Annotated in this window: 16 protein-coding genes, 1 tRNA gene, 1 other RNA gene and 1 riboswitch; of the genes, 4 read left to right on the forward strand and 14 right to left on the reverse strand. The window is 63.0% G+C overall.

Features of this window, described 5'->3' with window-relative positions; translation table 11 throughout:
• Positions 1 to 108: 108 nt before the first annotated feature.
• A complete protein-coding gene (gene glyA, locus Uis1B_RS02745) occupies positions 109 to 1,416 on the reverse strand; it encodes a serine hydroxymethyltransferase (RefSeq protein ID WP_101615509.1) in 1,308 nt (435 codons plus the stop codon).
• A 249-nt stretch (positions 1,417 to 1,665) separates the two neighbouring features.
• On the opposite strand from glyA, the gene thrC reads away from it, so the two are divergent.
• Entirely contained in the window at positions 1,666 to 3,150 is a 1,485-nt protein-coding gene (thrC, locus tag Uis1B_RS02750; protein ID WP_101615351.1) for a threonine synthase, read from the forward strand.
• Positions 3,151 to 3,299: 149 nt separating this feature from the next.
• On the opposite strand, the gene Uis1B_RS02755 is transcribed toward thrC, so the two are convergent.
• The 6 genes from Uis1B_RS02755 to Uis1B_RS02780 all read right to left on the reverse strand — a co-directional run bounded on the left by Uis1B_RS02755 (position 3,300) and on the right by Uis1B_RS02780 (position 9,569).
• Positions 3,300 to 4,283, reverse strand: a complete 984-nt coding sequence (locus Uis1B_RS02755; RefSeq protein WP_101615352.1) for a D-isomer specific 2-hydroxyacid dehydrogenase family protein — start codon at positions 4,281 to 4,283, stop codon at positions 3,300 to 3,302.
• 77 nt (positions 4,284 to 4,360) lie between these two features.
• A complete protein-coding gene (tenA, locus tag Uis1B_RS02760) occupies positions 4,361 to 5,071 on the reverse strand; it encodes a thiaminase II (protein WP_101615354.1) in 711 nt (236 codons plus the stop codon).
• A gap of 47 nt (positions 5,072 to 5,118) precedes the next feature.
• On the reverse strand, positions 5,119 to 5,826 hold the full coding sequence (locus Uis1B_RS02765) for an HAD family hydrolase (protein WP_101615356.1): 708 nt from the start codon (positions 5,824 to 5,826) through the stop codon (positions 5,119 to 5,121).
• Complete coding sequence (gene thiD / locus Uis1B_RS02770) at positions 5,819 to 6,643, reverse strand: bifunctional hydroxymethylpyrimidine kinase/phosphomethylpyrimidine kinase (RefSeq protein ID WP_101615359.1); 825 nt, start codon at positions 6,641 to 6,643, stop codon at positions 5,819 to 5,821. Before thiD ends, Uis1B_RS02765 begins: the two co-directional genes overlap by 8 nt.
• A riboswitch (TPP riboswitch) is annotated at positions 6,636 to 6,750 on the reverse strand. It overlaps the preceding gene by 8 nt.
• Positions 6,751 to 6,828: 78 nt before the next feature.
• Complete coding sequence (gene recN, locus Uis1B_RS02775; RefSeq protein WP_101615361.1) at positions 6,829 to 8,643, reverse strand: DNA repair protein RecN; 1,815 nt, start codon at positions 8,641 to 8,643, stop codon at positions 6,829 to 6,831.
• Entirely contained in the window at positions 8,643 to 9,569 is a 927-nt protein-coding gene (locus Uis1B_RS02780) for an NAD kinase (protein WP_101615363.1), read from the reverse strand. The genes recN and Uis1B_RS02780 overlap by 1 nt, the downstream gene beginning before the upstream one ends.
• Positions 9,570 to 9,822: 253 nt before the next feature.
• On the opposite strand from Uis1B_RS02780, the gene Uis1B_RS02785 reads away from it, so the two are divergent.
• The 3 genes from Uis1B_RS02785 (at position 9,823) to ssrA (ending at position 12,619) form a co-directional block, all read left to right on the forward strand.
• Positions 9,823 to 11,031 carry an ROK family transcriptional regulator gene (locus Uis1B_RS02785; RefSeq protein ID WP_423734853.1) on the forward strand — a complete coding sequence of 403 codons (1,209 nt, stop codon included), beginning with the start codon at positions 9,823 to 9,825 and terminating at the stop codon, positions 11,029 to 11,031.
• 151 nt (positions 11,032 to 11,182) lie between these two features.
• The gene (locus Uis1B_RS02790) at positions 11,183 to 12,094 is read left to right on the forward strand and encodes a carbohydrate kinase family protein (RefSeq protein ID WP_101615366.1); all 912 of its coding nucleotides are present in this window, start codon (positions 11,183 to 11,185) and stop codon (positions 12,092 to 12,094) included.
• Between the two features lie 128 nt (positions 12,095 to 12,222).
• Positions 12,223 to 12,619, forward strand: a transfer-messenger RNA (tmRNA) gene (ssrA, locus tag Uis1B_RS02795).
• Between the two features lie 184 nt (positions 12,620 to 12,803).
• Here ssrA and Uis1B_RS12290 read toward each other — a convergent pair.
• The 7 genes from Uis1B_RS12290 to Uis1B_RS02825 form a co-directional block, all read right to left on the reverse strand.
• Entirely contained in the window at positions 12,804 to 12,959 is a 156-nt protein-coding gene (locus tag Uis1B_RS12290; protein ID WP_243390228.1) for a hypothetical protein, read from the reverse strand.
• Positions 12,904 to 13,194, reverse strand: coding sequence for a hypothetical protein (locus Uis1B_RS02800; RefSeq protein ID WP_243390229.1), 291 nt, complete (start codon positions 13,192 to 13,194; stop codon positions 12,904 to 12,906). The genes Uis1B_RS12290 and Uis1B_RS02800 overlap by 56 nt, the downstream gene beginning before the upstream one ends.
• A gap of 47 nt (positions 13,195 to 13,241) precedes the next feature.
• Entirely contained in the window at positions 13,242 to 13,736 is a 495-nt protein-coding gene (locus Uis1B_RS02805) for a helicase (RefSeq protein ID WP_101615368.1), read from the reverse strand.
• 69 nt (positions 13,737 to 13,805) lie between these two features.
• Positions 13,806 to 13,886 (reverse strand) — tRNA-Cys (locus Uis1B_RS02810).
• 71 nt (positions 13,887 to 13,957) lie between these two features.
• A complete protein-coding gene (locus Uis1B_RS02815) occupies positions 13,958 to 15,211 on the reverse strand; it encodes a VG15 protein (RefSeq protein WP_101615370.1) in 1,254 nt (417 codons plus the stop codon).
• A 134-nt stretch (positions 15,212 to 15,345) separates the two neighbouring features.
• Positions 15,346 to 16,830 carry a phage portal protein gene (locus Uis1B_RS02820; RefSeq protein ID WP_101615372.1) on the reverse strand — a complete coding sequence of 495 codons (1,485 nt, stop codon included), beginning with the start codon at positions 16,828 to 16,830 and terminating at the stop codon, positions 15,346 to 15,348.
• On the reverse strand, positions 16,827 to 18,263 hold the full coding sequence (locus tag Uis1B_RS02825) for a terminase (protein ID WP_101615374.1): 1,437 nt from the start codon (positions 18,261 to 18,263) through the stop codon (positions 16,827 to 16,829). The genes Uis1B_RS02820 and Uis1B_RS02825 overlap by 4 nt, the downstream gene beginning before the upstream one ends.
• Positions 18,264 to 18,326 lie beyond the last annotated feature (63 nt).

The raw sequence follows: 18,326 nt of genomic DNA on the forward strand, positions 1-18,326 counted from the left end.
CGTCGGACTTCGACACGAATGGAAACGTGATCCTGCTCATATCGGCCGCCGACGGAGCCTGCGCTTCCTGCGGCGGCCGGACGACGACCCGAACGGCCGGCGAACAAATCAGTGGATCTGATCGAGGCCGGGGTACAGCGGGAAGTCCTCGACGAGCTTGTCGACCCGGGCGCGCAGACCATCCACATCGGCCCCCGTGCCGGCCGCGAGCGCGGTGCCGATGATGTCGGCGACCTCCTCGTACTCCTTGGGCCCAAAGCCGCGGGTGGCCAGCGCGCTGGTGCCGATCCTCAGACCGGAGGCCACGGACGCGGGACGCGGGTCGAACGGCACGGTGTTGCGGTTGATGGTAATGCCGCAGCGGGCGAGCAGATCCTCGCCCTGCTTGCCATCCATCTCGGAGTTGCGCAGATCCACCATCACCAGATGCACGTCGGTGCCGCCGGTGAGCACGGAGATGCCGTTGGCCTTCACGTCATCGGCCAGCAGACGCTCGGCGAGGATCTTCGCGCCGTCGAGGGTACGCTGCATACGGTCCTTGAACTCCGGCGTCCCCGCCACCTTGAAGCTCACGGCCTTTCCAGCCACCACATGCATGAGCGGGCCACCCTGCTGCCCGGGGAACACGGCGGAATTGAGCTTCTTGGCGTATTCCTGACGGGCCAGAATAAAGCCGGAACGCGGCCCGCCGAAGGTCTTATGGGCGGTGGAGCTCACCACGTCGGCGTACGGAACCGGGCTGGGATGCAGACCGGCGGCCACCAGACCGGCGAAATGGGCCATATCCACCCAGAACTTCGCACCGACCTCGTCGGCGATCTCCTTCATGGCCTTGAAGTCCTCGATGCGCGGGTAGGCGCTCCAGCCTCCGATGATCATGGCCGGATGGGTCTCCAACGCACGCTGGCGAATGATCTCCGGATCGATGCGGAAGGTCTCGGGATTCACACCGTAGGCTTCGGCGTGGTAGAAGCGACCCGAGAAATTGATCTTCATACCGTGGGTCAGATGCCCGCCGTGGTCAAGCGCCAGACCAAGCACGGTGTCCCCGGGCTTGACCAGCGCCTGATACACGGCCGCATTGGCCTGCGCGCCGGAATGGGGCTGCACGTTGGCGTACTCCGCACCGAACAGGGCCTTGGCTCGTTCGCGGGCGATGGTTTCGATCCTGTCCACCTGCTCGCATCCGCCGTAGTAGCGACGACCCGGATATCCCTCGGCGTACTTGTTGGTGAGCACCGATCCCTGGCACTGCAGAACGGAGCGGGGCACGAAATTCTCGGAGGCGATCATCTCCAGACCGTCCTGCTGACGATGCAGTTCGGCGTCGAGCAGTTCGGCGATTTCCGGATCGGTCTGTGAGATCGGCGCGTTGAACGCGTCGTCGGGTGTCTGTGCAAGCTGCGAAGCCATGATCGTCTCCTTTGATGTTAGGTACTGCCGCCCGTCTTCGGACGCAGCCGGATGTGCGGGGCGTTGCCGGGCATCCGACGTCCGGGGCATACCCGCCCAGTGTAGACGCTGTTCGTCTCCTTGCCCAGTCGCATGATCGAAACCCGCGCAGGAAGCCCATCCGCAGGCGTGGACGCCCCACGCCGATGCCCACGCTTACGGCTAGACTGTGGTTTTGCCTGATATTGTTCCGCCGATCCGAAGGATGAATTCGTGAGCACCTTCCATAGCACTCGCAGCACCACCGACTCCCTGACCGCCAAGCAGGCGATCCGCAAGGGCATCGCCGAAGACGGAGGCCTGTTCGTCTCCGACTCCCTTGGCGAGGAGCATGTGGACATCGCCTCGCTCGCCGGCAAATCGTACCAGCAGATCGCACAGATGGTGCTGTCGAAGCTGCTGCCCGACTTCACCGACGAGGAACTTGCCGACTGCATTCGCGAGGCCTACGGCGATCAGTGGTCGAACCAGTCGATCACGCCGCTCAAGCCGCTAGGCGACGATTACGTGCTGGAGCTGTTCAACGGACCGACCAGCGCATTCAAGGACGTGGCGCTGCAGATCCTCCCCCGTTTCATGGCCCGCACCACGTCTGCCGACGGCGACGCGGCTGAAAGGATCATGATCCTCACCGCCACTTCGGGAGACACCGGCAAGGCCGCGCTCGCCGGCTTTGCGGACGCCCCGGGCACCGCGATCACCGTGTTCTATCCGGAAGGCAAGGTCAGTCAGGTGCAGCAATTGCAGATGACCACGCAGGCCGGCTCCAATGTGAATGTGTGTGCGGTAAAGGGCAATTTCGATGACGCCCAGTCGGCCGTCAAGCGCATCTTCGGTGATCGGGAGCTGGCCGAGGAGCTCTCCGCTGATTCCCATACCGTGCTGTCGTCCGCCAATTCGATCAACGTGGGCCGTCTGGTGCCGCAGGTGGTCTACTATTTCGCCGCCTACGCGCAGCTGCTCGCCGATCAGGTGATCAATGTGGGCGACGAGGTGGAGTTCACCGTGCCGACCGGTAACTTCGGCGATATTCTCGCCGGCTACTACGCCAAGCTGCTTGGACTGCCGGTGAAGCATCTGGTGGTGGCGAGCGACAGGAACAACGTGCTGTTCGACTTCCTCACCTCCGGCACCTACAACCGTCAGCGTCCGTTTTTCCAGACCATCTCCCCCTCGATGGACATTCTCGTCTCCTCGAATCTGGAGCGCATGCTCTACTACTTCTCGGAGAAGGACACCCGCCTGATCTCCATGCTGATGAACGATCTGAACGAATGGGGTGCGTTCGAGGTTCCCGAACCGATGCTCAAGCGCATCCGTTCGCTGTTCGGCTGCGGCTGGGCCGACGAGGATCAGGTCCGCGAATCGATCCGCGACTGCTGGGAGAGGAACCGGTATGTGATCGACCCGCATACCGCCTGCGGCTACTTCGTGATGCAGCAGATGCCGCGCGACCCGCTGACTCCGCGCGTGCTGCTGAGCACCGCCAGCCCCTACAAGTTCCCCCGCGTGGTGAACGAATCGCTCGGGCTCGACGCCACCGGCACCGATTTCGAGTGCATGGACGTGCTTGCCGAAGCCACCGGCACGAAGGCCCCGTCCGCTCTGCGGGGGCTGGAGACCGCCGAGGTGCGCTTCAGCGACGTGGTGGAGATCGACGGCATGGAGGATTACGTCCGCGCCGCGGCGGAGAAGTAGCGTACCGCCGGCAGCGTTCGGCCATCCCCATCGCATCCGATAGGCGAAGAGCCCACCTCCCCTCATGGAAGGTGGGCTCTTCGCTTTTGCCGCTTTTGCGCGGCTCGGATTACCGTTTCGGCCCGTTTCCCGTTTCGCCCTGTTTCGGCTCAGGCGATGCGCGTGCGGAACGTTCCCGTATCAAGGACGGAACGAATGCCTTCGACCGAGCAGTTGACCATGCTGTGCACGGCGGCATCGGTGTAGAACGCCATATGCTGGGTCATCACCACGTTGGGGAACTGCCGAAGATATGCCACACCGCGGTTGGTGAGGATGTCGGTTCTACGATCGCGATGGATCAGATCCTCCTCGGTCTCCACCGTGTCGAGGCCGAGACCGCCGATCTTCTCTGATTCGATGTTGTCGATCAGCGCCTCCAGATCCATCAGACCTCCGCGAGCGCAGTTGATGAGCACCACGCCGTCCTTCATGCGGGCGATGGTATCGCGGTTGATGATGTGTTCCGTGGATGGCAGCAACGGCATATGCAGGGTGATGATGTCGCTGGAACGGTACAGCGTCTCCAGATCGACGTATTCGGCGTGGTTCGCCACCGCATCGTTCGGATGAGGATCATAGGCGAGGATTCGGCAGCCGAAGCCGGTGAGGCATCGAATCACCGTGGCGCCGATACGGCCTGTGCCCATCACGCCGACGGTGAGGTTACGGAGCTCCCGCCCCCTCAGCCCCTTCAGGGAGAAGTCGTAGACCTGCCCACGCCACAGCGACGGCTTGTAGTTGCGCAGCACCATGAGCATGAACATCACCGCATATTCGGCCACGCCGTTCGGCGCATAGTCGGCGTTGAGCACGGCGATGCCGAGTCTTTTCGCCGCGTCGAGATCGATGTGGTTGTATCCCACGGTTCGGGTGGCCACCACCTTCACGCCCTGTCTTGCCAACGTCTCCAGCAGGCTTGAATCCAGCCGGCTCAAGCCGAGCGTACTCACACCGTCGAAGCCTTCGGCCATCGTCGCATTGCCGGGCTCCAGCTTCTCCTCATGCAGCGCGACCTCGACTCCGAGCCTTCTCGCCTCATCGTCGAATGATTGCCGTTCGTCGTCCCGCACCTCGAATGCAGCGATTCTCAAGGATCCCGCCTTTCCTCCCGTTTACGGGAATCTCACGTCGTCATCCGCCATCATAGCGGCATGGACTCGGCTGCTGATCAGTGCCACTCCGGCCGCCAGCGGCGCTGCATCTCATAGGCACTGGCCCAGAACATGTATTCATGTTCGACGCCGACCACGAACTGCTCCGTAAGCTGCTGAAGGTGCTCCTCGGGCTCGCCGGCTGCGAGACGCTCGATGTCGTCGATCAGCCAGACCGCGGACTCCCAGAAATCGTCGGTTCCGTACATGTCGATCCACGCCCTGTACGGGTTCGTTTCGATCGACTCGCCGATCGATGCGGCGATGCGGGTTCCGTAGTCGGCGTACACCCATGCGCACGGCAGCAGAGCCACCAGAATGTCGATCAGCGGTTTGGTGTAGGCGATGGCGATCATGTTCGACGTGTATGAGCGGGCGAACGCCGACTGGCGTGCCGATGCCATCTGCTCGTCGGTGATGCCGAACCTGTCGCGGAAGAAATCATGCACCTGATCGGTTTCGTTGGACGCACCGGCGATGGCCTGCGCCAGATCCTGACGGATCTTCGGGTCATCGCATTTGGCGAAGGCGATGGCGTGCACGTTCACGTAATCGTTGAGGTACAGGTAGTCCTGCAGCATGTAGAACACGAAGCGTTCGCGGCTGAGCGTGCCGTCGGCAAGCTCCCTGAGGAACGGCTGACCGAGGCCTTCCTCCCATACGGGTTCGGCGGCGCGATACAGCCGTTCGGCGAAGGGATGGTCGGGCAGGAAACGGGTGAGGGGCATGATGGCGTTCCTTTCAGCCGGGGCAATGCCCAGCGGGTCTGTAGCGGTCATAACGTTCGGGGTGCATCCGAGAAATCGTGCAACGTGCCGTCGGCGATCTCGCGGATCCGCGGCCAGTGATCGCGGGACGAGGCATCGTACATCGCCCATGCTGTCATACCGACTGATTTCACGGCCTGGATTCCGACGAGGATGTCCTCGAACACCGTGCAGTCATGGGCGGGTATGCCGACGCATTCGGCGGCGTGGAGATACACGTCGGGCCTGTCCTTGGAGACGTGACCGACGTCGTCGACACTGCACAGCGCATCGAACAGATCGAATACGCCCAGCCGTCGCAGCACCGGCTCCCGGAAGTTCGGCGGCAGGCTGGTGGCCACGGCCAGTCGGGCTCCGCTGGCCTTGAGATACCGCAGATACTGTCCGGCATGGGGCTTGAGCGGCACGGTGGTGGCATAGGCATCGAAGGCCATGCGATTCCACTCGTCCATCAGTTCCTGGGGGGAGTCCGGCAGGTGGAATCGGCGAATCGTATACCGGGCGCAGTCATCGAACGACAGATGCTCGATGGACTCGGCGTAGTCCGGAGGCACGTCGAATCCTCGGCTGTGCAGGAACTCGTTGTCCACGTCGGTCCATACCCGCATCGAATCGAGCAGCGTTCCGTCAAGATCGAAGATCGCGGCCTTGCCGACGTTCGATGCGGCGGAACGCGAACCGGCGATCGGCTCCCGTTCCGTGCAGGAGTCAGGCATTGGCGTCGAAGCCTTCCAGACCATGCGCATACAGGCCCCAGAAGTGGTTGGTGGGACCGTTGCCGTGGCCGAGCTCCAGCGAATGCGCGATGGCCATGGTCACGTATGCCTTGGCCCGATCGATGGCCTCGTGGAAGGGATGGCCGAGCGCCAGATTCGCGGCGATGGCCGAGGAATAGGTGCATCCGGTGCCATGTGTGTTCTTCGTGTCGATGCGCTTGGCCGAGAACTCGTAGAACCGTTCGCCATCGTACAGCACGTCGATGGCATCCCCGGTGGCGTGACCGCCTTTCACCAGAGCCGAGGTGCATCCCATCTCCTGAATGGCCTTGGCCGCTGCCTTCTGATCTTCGAGATCATGGATCTTCATCCCGCTGATGCATTCGGCTTCGGGGATGTTCGGGGTGAGCACATCGGCATGCGGGATCACGATTCGGATCAGTGAATCGATGCAGTTCGGATCCATCAGCGGGGCGCCGTTCTTGGCGTACATCACCGGATCGATCACGATGTTCTCCGCCTGGTATTCCACCAGCTTATCGGCGACGGTGCGCATGATGTCGGGATTGTCGAGCATGCCGATCTTCACCGCCTTGGGACGGATGTCCTCGAAGACCGCGTCGATCTGATCGGCGATGATCCTCGGCTCCACATCCATCACGGAGATCACGCGAGCCGTGTTCTCGGCCACCACGGAGGTGATCACCGACATGGCGAAACAGCCATTGGCGCTCATGGTCTTGAGATCGGCCTGGATTCCCGCGCCGCCCGAGCAGTCGGATCCGGCAATGGACAATACAGGTGTGAGAACACTCATCTTCGTTCCTCCCTACGCTGGTGTTAGCCAACAGGTTCTAAGGGTCAGGCGGTATTGCCTTTCTCAACCTCCGGGACTTTCCGTCGGAGGTTCCCCCGCAACTTACAGTGCCGAATGTATGCCGTCACTACGACAACCGGGAAAGAATCCGCTACCAGGTGCCGATCCTTCGTCCGCATTCGCGATCAGTCCTGAAGTCTGCTGGACTCCAGAAGCTCCCGTGCATGACTGAGCGACGTTTCTGATTCGCTGCCGGCGAGCATGCGTGCGATCTCCCGTTCACGGGCCTCGCCGCGGACTTCGCTCACCGTGGTCCACACATCCGGCAGTCCGTCGTTCATTGAACGCTCCGCATCATCCTCGACGTCACCCGTCCGTGCAGCACCCTTCGCCACGACGAACTGGCAGTCCGCCCACGACGCCACCTGCGGCAGATGCGTGACCACGATCACCTGCGCATCGCGAGCCAGCATGGCCAGACGCCTGCCGAGCTCGGCCGCCGCCTTGCCACCCACGCCGGCGTCCACTTCGTCGAACACGAACGTCGACGGCAGACCATCGTTACGTCCCACGGTCGCCGTTGCGAATCCTTTGTCCGCAGCGGCAAGCTCCAGAGCGAGCATCAGACGGCTCAGTTCGCCTCCCGATGCGCTCCTGCCCATCGGGAGGCGCTCGGATCCCGGGAACGGAGTGAACAGGAACCGTACGTCATCGCAGCCGGAGGCGTCCAGCGGCCCGAATCCCTCAGGCATCTCGGCGTTCTCCCAACCGGAGTCAAGAGTCCCCTTCCGGGCCGGCACCTCAATCTGCAATGCAGCCCCGTTCATCGCCAACGACTTGAGTTCACCGGTCACCCGGGCCGACAAGTCACCCGCCGCCCGGGCACGTTCCTCATGCAACCGCCATGCAGCCTCCAGAGCCTGTCGATACGCCTGACGACGATCTTCGCGCAACCGGTCGATCCGCTCAGGTGAGGCATCGAGATCCTCAAGCTCGTATCCGGCCTTTTCACGCCACGCCAGCACATCATCGAGCGTCGGCCCCCATCTGCGGGTCAGCTCGTCAAGCTCGTGGATGCGTTCGTTGATCTGATCGAGATCCTGTCCCTGGGCGGAATCGTCGATCAGTCCGGTCAGCGCATACACCACGTCGGAAAGCTCCACGTTCACCGTTTCCAGACGGTCCGCGAGATCGCCGTATTCGCCTTCGACGCGAATGCCTCGCAACGACTGCACGGCCTGTTCGATCAGACCGGTGGCACCGGCACCGTCATCGGAACCGATCTGCGACGGATCGATGGCGGCCAACGCTCCGGACACCCCATGTGCGATCTGCGCGGCGTTCTCGATGCGATCCCGTAGCCGGTGGAGTTCACCGTCCTCCCCCGGCTTCGGTGCGATCCTGTCGATACGTTCGATGGACTCGCGCAGATAGTCGGACCGCTGCCGGGCCTCGGCCGCCTGATCGGTGAGATCACGAAGCTTGGCATCGCATTCGTTCAGCCTGCGCCAAGCCTGCCGATATGAGTCCAATCGTTCGTCGTCGCGCGCGTAGGCGTCGAGGAAATCCCTCTGGCGAGAAGCCGATGCCATACGCAGCTGATCGGACTGCCCGTGAATCGTCACGAGCTCATCGCTAAGACGCTGCAGTACGGCACGGGGAACGCTGCGTCCGTTCAGCACGGATCTGGAGCGTCCCTTCGCCGGTACCGATCGCGTCAGGTACAGTTCCCCGTCCTGCACGTCCACTCCAGCCTCGGCCGCCATGTGGGAAGGCTCACCGTGCTCCCCCACTTCGAACACACCCTGCGCCCACGCATCCCGAGCACCGACCGCAACCAGACGAGACGGAGCGGCACCGCCCGAAATCAGACGCAGCGCGTTGAGCAGCATGGACTTGCCCGCACCGGTTTCACCGGTGATCGCCGTCATGCCCGCGGCGGGGGCGATCAACGCATGACGGATCGGGCCAAGATCACGAATCTCCAGTTCCTGTAGCATCACACGTTCCCATTGGCGGATCCGGTCGCACCGAAACCGCGGTTCTTATTCGATTCCCGCCATCCCTGCACCGGAAGGTCGAACTTGCTGACCAACCGACTGGTGAACGGCACACCCATCAATCGGGCCAGACGCAGGGAGTTGGGCGACTGACGGACGATCACGCGGCTTCCTCGCGGCACGGCACGCTGACGGCGCCCGTCGCAGCAGATCCAGCCCTCGCTTGCCGAATCCTCGGAGATACCCAGCGTGAAGGTCGACTTCGCGCCGATCACCAATGGTCTGGAGAACAGCGCGTGGGCGGCCAGAGGAACCAGCTGCAGGGCATCGACATTAGGCCAGATGATCGGCCCTCCGGCGGAGAAGGCGTATGCCGTGGAACCCGTCGGGGTGGAGACGATCACGCCGTCGCATCCGAAGGAGCTCATCTCCACATCGTCCACGCTGATCGACAGCTCCACCATCTTGCCGCGGTCCGCCCGCTCCAGCGTCACATCGTTGAGCGCCCACTCGTGCAGAGGCTCGTCGGCCCCGGGAAGCCACACATCGACCCATGCGATCACTCGTTCGTCGATGGTGTAGTCGCGCGCCGCGATCTTCGCGATGGCGTCACGGGTCTGGAAGCTTTCGAATTCCGCCAGGAACCCCACATGCCCCATGTTGATGCCCACGATCGGCACATCCGTGCCCTTCACCAGCTCCGCCGCGCGCAGAATGGTGCCGTCCCCTCCCAGCACGACCACGATCTCGGTTTCGGGATCGAATTCCTGCACCTCGCTGACGGCGAACGGCGGGGCTTCGAGATTGTCCACGATGGAGACGTCGAAACCGTTGCCCTTCAGCTGTTCGACGACCTCCTTGACCTCGGTTCCCGTCGTCGCCAGCTTCCTATGGGTAACCACCACCGCGCTTCGTTGACCTGGCAATGCACCCTCCTGACGTTGACGTTGTACGATCGGCTCTCATTCTTCCACATCGAATCGATAAAGTCCTTATCGATCGCCGTCATTCTCATCATCTTCGGTCCTCCGCAACGGATGGGAACCGGCCGGGGCGCGCACGGCGACATATTCGGCGACATATTCGGAGTGTCGCATTTGCGATTAATAAATTAACGTTGTTAATATATTCACGGTTAGGTAACGAGTTTGACAATGTCGTTGAGGAGGCCAGCACATGATCGCACCCGGCAGCACCCACGCCTCCATGGCGGAACTCAACCGGTCCCGCATCATCCGACTCCTTCATCTCAACGGAGTCAGCTCCCGCGCCCACATCGCCCGGGAACTGAGCCTCACCCCCGCAGCGATCACCAAAATCACCGCACAGCTCATCGACATGGGCATCATCAGCGAAACCGGCACGCTCGACGGCATCAAGAAGCGCCGCTCCATCGGTCTGAAACTCAACGAGTCCAAATACCGGGTGATCGGGGTGAAATTCGCGCGAAGCATCATCCAGATCGGCGTGTTCGACCTCGGCGGCAATCTCGAAAGCGTCCAGACCCTACCCCCCGTAAACAATGACGACATCCCCGGAACCCTCGAGGACATCACCGTCCGCGTCAACCATCTCCTGGAACTCGACCCCTCCATCGTCGCCATCGGCATGGCGGTCCCCGGCCCCTATCTGCGGGATGAAGGCCGCATCGCCGTGGTCACCTCGATGATCGGATGGCAGAACGTCAATTTCCTCGACGAGTACGAGCATGCCTTCCGGGTGCCGGTCTTCATCGAACAGGACGCCCGGGCCGGCGCTCTGGCACAGAGCCTGTTCAACCCGAACGCATCCTCGAACAATCTCGCCTACTATCTGGTAGGCGAAGGCGTAGGCCTCGGACTGATGGATCACGGCAATCTGATCAACGGCGAGGTCGGCGCGGCAACCGAAATAGGACACATCAGCATCGACGTCAACGGCGAACCCTGCGAATGCGGCAACCGAGGATGCCTCGAACGATACTGCTCCGCGGTCCGGATGCATCGCATCATCGACGAATCCGGCCTCATCGACGGCTCGGCCTCCATGACGCACGCCGATGCCTGTCTCGCACTGTTCTCCCACCTCGGCAACGGTGACGCCTACGACAAGTTGCTGCACGACCTCGCCACCTATGTGGGATACGGCTGCGTGATGATCATCAACGCCTTCAACCCCAGGCAGATCGTGATCGGCGATATTCTTTCCCAAGCCGGCCAGCCGTTGCTGGACACGGTCAAGCAGGTGGTGGCCCAGCGCGTCATCCCCACGCTGAGCGAATCCACCGAGATCCTGCTTTCCGACCTGCCCGCCGACGCCACGCTCTCCGGAGCGGCGGCCGTCGCCGCGGCACAGTTCCTCGAACACCCCACGGAATTCGTCGAACAACAGGAGCCCCCGGTCTCCTAAGATCCCGACTCCAAACAGCCGGATCACCGTAAGACATAGCCGAAGCCCTGCCGCACGGCATCTCATCGACACCAACGAATCTCACCCATTATCGACAATCACCCAGCAACGTTCTCGCCAAGACGGGAACACATGAGAAAGGAAACCAACCATGTCCGATTCCAAGCCCATCGTCCTGAGCCTCGGCGAAATCCTGTGGGATATGATCCCCGAAGGCAAACGAGCCGGCGGCGCTCCCGTCAATTTCATCTACCATGCCACCAAGAACGGTGCCGACGGATATTCGATCAGCGCCATCGGCGAGGACGAGCTCGGCGACGAGCTCAAGGCCGCCGTGGAGAAGACCGGCATCAAGTCCATCCTGCAGCGCAACGCCTACCCCACCGGTCGCGCCGACGTGAAGCTCGAGAACGGCATCCCCGAATGGACCATCGTCAAGGACGTGGCATGGGACCACATCGCCCTCACCCAGGACCTCATCGATCTGGTGCGCAAGGCCGACGCCATCTGCTACGGATCCCTCGCCTGCCGCATGCCCGAATCCCACGACACCATCATGAAGCTGCTCAGGCAGTCCCGCCCCGAAACCCTGCGCTACTACGACATCAACATCCGTGGCGACCACTATTCCAAGGAACTCATCGAGGAGCAGCTCGCCGACGCCACCGTGTTCAAGCTCAACGATGACGAACTCGTGCTGCTGCGCCCGATGTTCGGCATCACCGGCACCGACGAGGAAGCCTGCCGGTGGTTCATGGACAACTTTGACCTCGACTACGTGATCCTCACCGCCGGCGCGGACTTCAGCACCATTCTCGCCCGGAACGGCGAGATCTCCACCCTGCCGACGCCACGCGTAGAGGTCGTCGACACCATCGGCGCCGGCGACTCCTTCTCCGGAGCGTTCACCATCAACATCCTGCTCGGCCGGTCGCTCGCGGAAGCGCACCGTGCGGCCGTGAACACCGCCGCATACGTGTGCACCCAAGCCGGAGCATGGCCGGATTACCCGCAGACCATGCCTGACTATGTGGCCGAATGGGAGTCCTCCCACAAGGAGTAGGACGCGCTCCGGGAATCGGCGCGACCGCCAAACGATTACTCTCACGGCGATCATTGACAGAGCCGGACATCATGCGCTATGCTGAGATGTCCGGCTTTTTACGTCGGGATGCTTGATAATTCAAGATTGGGGACGATCGGTTTCGACGGTGATCTGTTCGCCGCAGGGAAGCGTGCCGAGAACGCGGGGGTCCACTCGTTAATGTCCTCCCGCAAAGAATAAGTGCTAAATCTAACCGCACTGAGTTCGCTCTCGCTGCCTGAGCCTAGCGCCAGGATTAACCAGTGAGCAGCCGCTCCGTTCACTCTCCTTTGTTTCCGGGGAGATGCTGAGCGTCATTAGGAGACTCGCCCAACGCATTGCGTCACAGGATTCGTTGGGGACTTTTACTGTGAATATGCCTGCCGCCAGTAGTCTGCGACATCGGCGGAGGCAGACAGATAGCCATTCGGCCAGCAGACTACGCACGTAGAAGACTGAGGGTACGGTCATCGGACGCGGGTTCAATTCCCGCCGTCTCCACAAGGCAAAGGCCGCTTGGGCAGCACCAAGCGGCCTTTTTCATTGCAATTCCAACGGTTTCGAGCGGTTTCAGCGTGTCGTGCAATAATGCGTCTAAGCGCGTTTTCATGCGTTGAAATGCGTCCGAAGTATGTCGTTTGGTATGACGTCATATTTCGGCAGGGGGCTGCAGGCCCTGCGGAGTTCCTCATGCGGCGGACGCGAACTCGCCGCACACGCCCACGATCTCCGGGCGGGCGATCGCGCCGGGCCCCTTGGCGATGATCTGCTGGGTGAGCGCGTCGAAGTCACGGCGGAACTGGTTGGAGAACGGCAGGATCACCGCGATGGTGTACGGGACCATGTCCTTGGTGGAGAAGCCGACGCCGCTCTTGGGCTTCTCGCCCCCCCTCCTGCACCCAGTCGGCGACCGGGTCTCCGGTGATGATCGGCACGCGCACGCCCTTGCCCGGCAGGTTGATCTGCGGGACGAGCTGCATGAACGCGCTCTGGTAGGCGGCGGTCTGCCAGATGAGGTTCTGGGTCTCCGGGGTCAGGTCGAGACCGCCGGACTGGCGGTTCATGGTCGGATCTGCCATGATGATTGCTCCTTTCGAGCTTGATGAATGGTTGTATTACGGGGGAATCAGAAGTTGATGCGTTCGAACGCGTGCCGCAGGTCGTCGGCGCCCTTCGAGCGCGGGTCCTCCGGCGGCACGCTGCCGTCCGTCGGCTTGGGGATCCCGGTCTTCGGCAGCCGGGATTCCACGTATTCGCCGATGGCCTTCGCGTGCGCCTGCATGGCCTCCAGCGAATCGCCGACGATGAGCGAGGCGGGCAGACCGGATTCGGCGGCCACCTGGGAACGCCATTCGCCGGCCTGCTTCTCGGCCTTCAGGGCGTCGAGCTCCTTCTGAAGCTTCGCGGTGCGCGCCTCGGCCTTCTGCTGTTCGGACATGTTGGCCTCCTTGAGCTGTTGCAGCTCGTCGGCGGCCGCCTTGTTGTCCTTCGCGCGCTTCTCCCACTCGCGAGAATGGGTGACGGCTTCGCGGTATTTCGCCTCCCAGTCGGTCTGCTGCTCCTCGCCGTGCGGCTTGGACGTGTCCTGCGACTGATCGGCATTGCTGGCTTCCTCGGCCATGATTCCTCCTAAATGATGTGATCGGGCCCGTTTCGGGCATAAAAAACCACCCGTGCGGGTGGCTAATCGAGGTGGGTACAGGATTCGGACCTGCGAGGCATAAGCGACCGAGTTGCAGTCGGCCCCATTCGACCACTCTGGCAACCCACCGGGGAATTGAGATATAATGAATCTGTCTTCGTCTCTCTACTCGCCCCTATAGGAGCTTGGTGTGAGAGACGTTATTCGTTCACGAAGCGGCGCATATTGCCGTCGTAATCAATTCGTAGCACCCATGAGAGCTTCTTTCGATGAGATAAAGACTGAATGATATGAGAGTCGCAATCCTCGGTCGAGATGATGCTGCGGCCCTTTTGCAAATGAATAACCGCACCCACAGCATGCTGCTCGCCAGCGTGTCTGATGAGCCCGTCTATCCCGTTGTAAGAATTACCCTCGGGGGATTTGTAATCCACTGTCTGCCTGTTGATAACAGCATCTGCGGTTTTCTGCCCCGGCTTGTTACTCCGCTCTGCAATCCATTGCCGGAAACCATGTTCGGCCAAATACTCTACTGTTTTCTTCTCATGAAGTTTCAGCTCCTTTTTTGCGCGGAGACTTGCATACGACACTGGGACGCGCTTGCCGTCAAGAAGCCATTGCCTATCTCGACAATCCATTTCGGCGGCGATCTGTCTGGCGACCCACCAGTCGAAGTCTTTCGGCTTATCATCCTCGTATTGCGGCACGAACGGGTCAACGTAGGTTTTCCGGTATCGTTCCTCGGTTAGAAGACTTTCGATGGTGGAACGGCAGGCGGTGTACCGTTCATAGAGCTTGTCCGGATCGTAGCCTTCGATCTTGGGGTTCTTCTTGTCCCAGCTGGGAATGGGTTCGCAGTCGCAGTCGTTGTGGTAGTCGTTCATGTCGCCGCCGGCGGCCTCGGCGCTCGAATACACGAAGCCGCGGGATGCGAGCATGATGCAGAATCCGCAGGTTTTGCCCTGCGGCACGCGCGCGAACCGTGGTTTGCCCGGATCCCGACGCGTGGCCTTCGCGATGGTCTCGCGTCCGCCTGCTTTGACCCATCTGTCCATGTTCGCCAGCATCCCTTTGAGCATGGCGTCCGGGTCGGCGGGCGTACCGTCGTCCTTGTCCCACAGGTGGCCGGCCAACCGCCGCACGGTCTCCTTGATGGCCTTGTCGTCGGGCTGGTAGGTGGTGTCGATGTCCGTTTGCTCCTTGAACCATTTGGCACGCACCTGTTCGTACCATTCGGCGGCGGCCACGCTGCCCGCGTTGCCGTACTTGGCGGCGATGGCGGGCACGAGGTCGAGCAGCGCGTTCCTGATGTCGGCGGGATCGTCGTACATGTTGTACACCGTCTCGAACGTCCTTTTCAGTTCGCGCCGCGCCGCCCTGACCGCCGACGCCTGCGCCTTGGCGAGGTCGTCGACGTCACCGCGGCCCGGAGTCCGACTGTTGTCGTCCGCCATCGTCGGCCTCCTTCAGGTTGACCGGGACCATGCCCGTGAACCGGATGCCCGCCAAGCCGAGCCTTCTCGCCGCGTCCTCCGGTTCCACGCCGGCCCGCACGGCCACGCCCAGCGCGTCGAACCGCGCCTTCAGCTCATCGGGGGGTCTGCTCCTCCACGGGCTGCGAGGCGGCGTCGGCGGCCGAGCCGGTGACGGCCCGGTTCGCGGGCTGGTCGACCGCGTTCATGTTGACGAGCCGGTCGAGCACCGCGGCCGCGTTCTGCCGGTTCTTGTCCGACAGCAGGCGGGTGATGTCCGTGTCCGTGTACCCCAGCTGCTCGAGGATCACGCGGCTGTTGGCGAGCCACGGGATCGCCTGCACCTGCTTCAACACCGCGTCCGCCATCGCGGCCTGCGACGGCCGTTCCGGGTTCCTCCAGTTGACCTTCAGGTGGCGCAATGCCTCGTCGCCGGGACTCACGCCGTTGAGCACGGCCATGTCCTGGGCCGCCCGGCGCAGCTGGCTGCCGAACGCGTCGCACGTGTTGCGCGCCTCGATGACCAGTTCGGTCTCCGCGGCGGCGATCGCCTCCGCGCTGGACGGGCCGGAGTCGGTCATCACGCCCAGCTGGGCCATCGGCACGCCCGTCGCGCCGCTGAACCGGCCCGCCAACGCCCTGAGCATGTCCGTGTGCGGCTGCATGCTCATCTGCGCGAACTGCTGGATGGTGGGCAGCTGGCCGTCCGCGTCGCGGCCGATCGCGAGCATCTTCGACATGCTCGCCTGCCAGCCGGTCAGCGGATTGCCGTCCTTGTCGGCGGGCGGCTCGTCCGCGCCCAGCAGGGCGCGCTGCGGCCACGAGTAGAACTCCGCGGACACCTCCATGCGCAGCATCGTGCGCACCGCCGTGTCCGTCAGGCTCATCACCTCCCGGTTGACGCGGCTGCGGCCGAACGAGCGGTGCAGGTCCTGATGGTAGGCGAGCACGTACACGGGCACATGGCCCAACGTGTTCGGCGTGCGTTCGACCACCGTGTAGCGGCCGTCCGTGAGCCTGATGCGCAGCGTCTCATCGGGCTCGTACAGGACGAGTTCGCGAGGCCGGGCCATGCCCGTGTCCACGGAGTCGTCGGTCAGGGCCACGATCGCCAGCGCGCAGCGCAATGAGTGCATGGCATCATCCCAGATGCCCGTCTCGTACAGTGCGGAGCGGAAGAACACGGAAACGGGTTCCCCGCCCCCGCCGGACACGTTGACGAAACTGCACGAGTGGATCAGGCTCGAACGCACCGCCTGCGGCAGGATCATCGTGAAATCGCTCGCATCCAGCAGCGCGTCCAAGCCCAGCGGATCCGTATCGTCCCCGGTGGTGACGAACCCGTCGAACCGCACGCGGTTGGCGAGCACGTCCACCGCCTTCGCGGGCCAGCCGACGACCTCCTCGAAGTCGATCATGCTGTCCGGCACGGCGATGTCGAGGTTCTTGATGCGGTTCCTCCCGTTGTAGTAGGCGGAACGCAGCCGGTTGCGCGACAGCTTGCGCCGCCACTGGGCGAGCATGACCTGCCAGTCCGCCCGCCACCGGTCGGGAAGGCCGTCCACGCTCACGGATTCGAGCTGCGGGATCGGTTCGCTCATAACGCCACCGCCTTCGATCGTCTGCCGGGATGCCGTTTCGACGTGAACGCGCCGTGCAGCGCCAACGTGCACGCCTGCAACGGGCTGATGTCCACGTCCGAGCCTTTCTTATTCCACGCGCTGGCCCCGTTCGGGCCCAACGGGCGCAGGATCGCCCCATCGACCGCCGCGTTCAATTGGGGCTGCTGCCGCGCGTCGAGGTGCTGGAGGGTGCCGGCGTGGATCATGTCGAGCATCCTTCCCGTGGCCGCGCCTAAGTCACGCGTCTGGGTGATCGTGACCCTCACGTGCCGTTTCATCAGATCCGGCACGACGCTCATGGCGGGCGACTGCGCGTCGATCACGACCGCGCACGTCTTCGGCCAGCGTTCCGCGAGCCAGTCGACCGCCCACGCGACGCCCTTCGATCTCACGTCCCGGTACTCCTGCAGGCCGACGTACGCCGTATCGTCCCCATGACGGACGGCGACGCCGACCGCCAACGCGCTGCGGTCAGGCGGCATGTCCAAGCCGAACGAAAGACGCCCGGCCGAGTCTGGCTCGGCGACCTCGCACTTGGCCCATGCGTCCGGGTCGATCGCCGACACGCCCGTGTCCTCGTCCCAGATGCCCAGCGCCTCGCGGCGGAAGTTGTCGACCCCGCCCAGCGACTGGCGCATGCGCTCGATGGCCTTGCCGCTGGTGCGCTTCGGATACGACGGGTTCGCCTTCGCCCACTGCTCATGGTCGTCCGGATCCGCGTCGCGGTCGGCGCTGAACTCCACGTACAGCATGCCATCCACGCCCTTGAGCCCGTCCGCGCGCTTGGCGGCGAACTGTTCGGACGGATCCCCCGGCTGGGGAGGCGTGCCCATCATCACGAGCAGCGGGTTAGGGCTCACGTTCATGGCGGGCACCATGTCGTTCAACGCCTTCACGGTCAGGATCTGCGCCTCGTCGAACACCTCCACGTCCACCGCGTCGAAGCCACGGCCGAAACCCTGCTCGCGCGCGCCGAACATGATCCGGCTGCCGTTGCGGAACGCGATCTCCTGCTGGCCGTTCGCACGGCGGATGTGATCCACGTAGCGGGCCATGAGCCTGTTGCGCGCGAACCCGCACATCGTCTGGAACGTCTCGTCCGACGTGCGCGTGCGGTGCGCTGTCCACAGGACCTTCAGACCGCTGCGGCCCGCGCACAGGATGAAGATCGCGCTGCCGACCGTGAACGTCTTGCCGACCTGACGGCAGATGCTGATGACAGCACCGCCCTCCCCGCACGCGTACAGGCCATCCGCACGCTTGCCGAACATGAGATACAGCAGGCCCTGCTGCCACAGGTCATACGAGATGCCCATGCGGGAGGCGGCCTTCTCGATCAGCGGGAAATCGCTGGACACGACGCCCGACGGCCGGGAGAGCACGCGGGCCAGCTCAGACAATCGCCGCTCCATGATGATCTCCCTCCGAGTATGAGAAAGACCGCCCGGAGGCGGTCTCATGGATGCTGGGAAAGC

The sequence above is a fragment of the Bifidobacterium margollesii genome (assembly GCF_002860355.1).
Classification (GTDB): Bacteria; Actinomycetota; Actinomycetes; order Actinomycetales; family Bifidobacteriaceae; genus Galliscardovia; species Galliscardovia margollesii.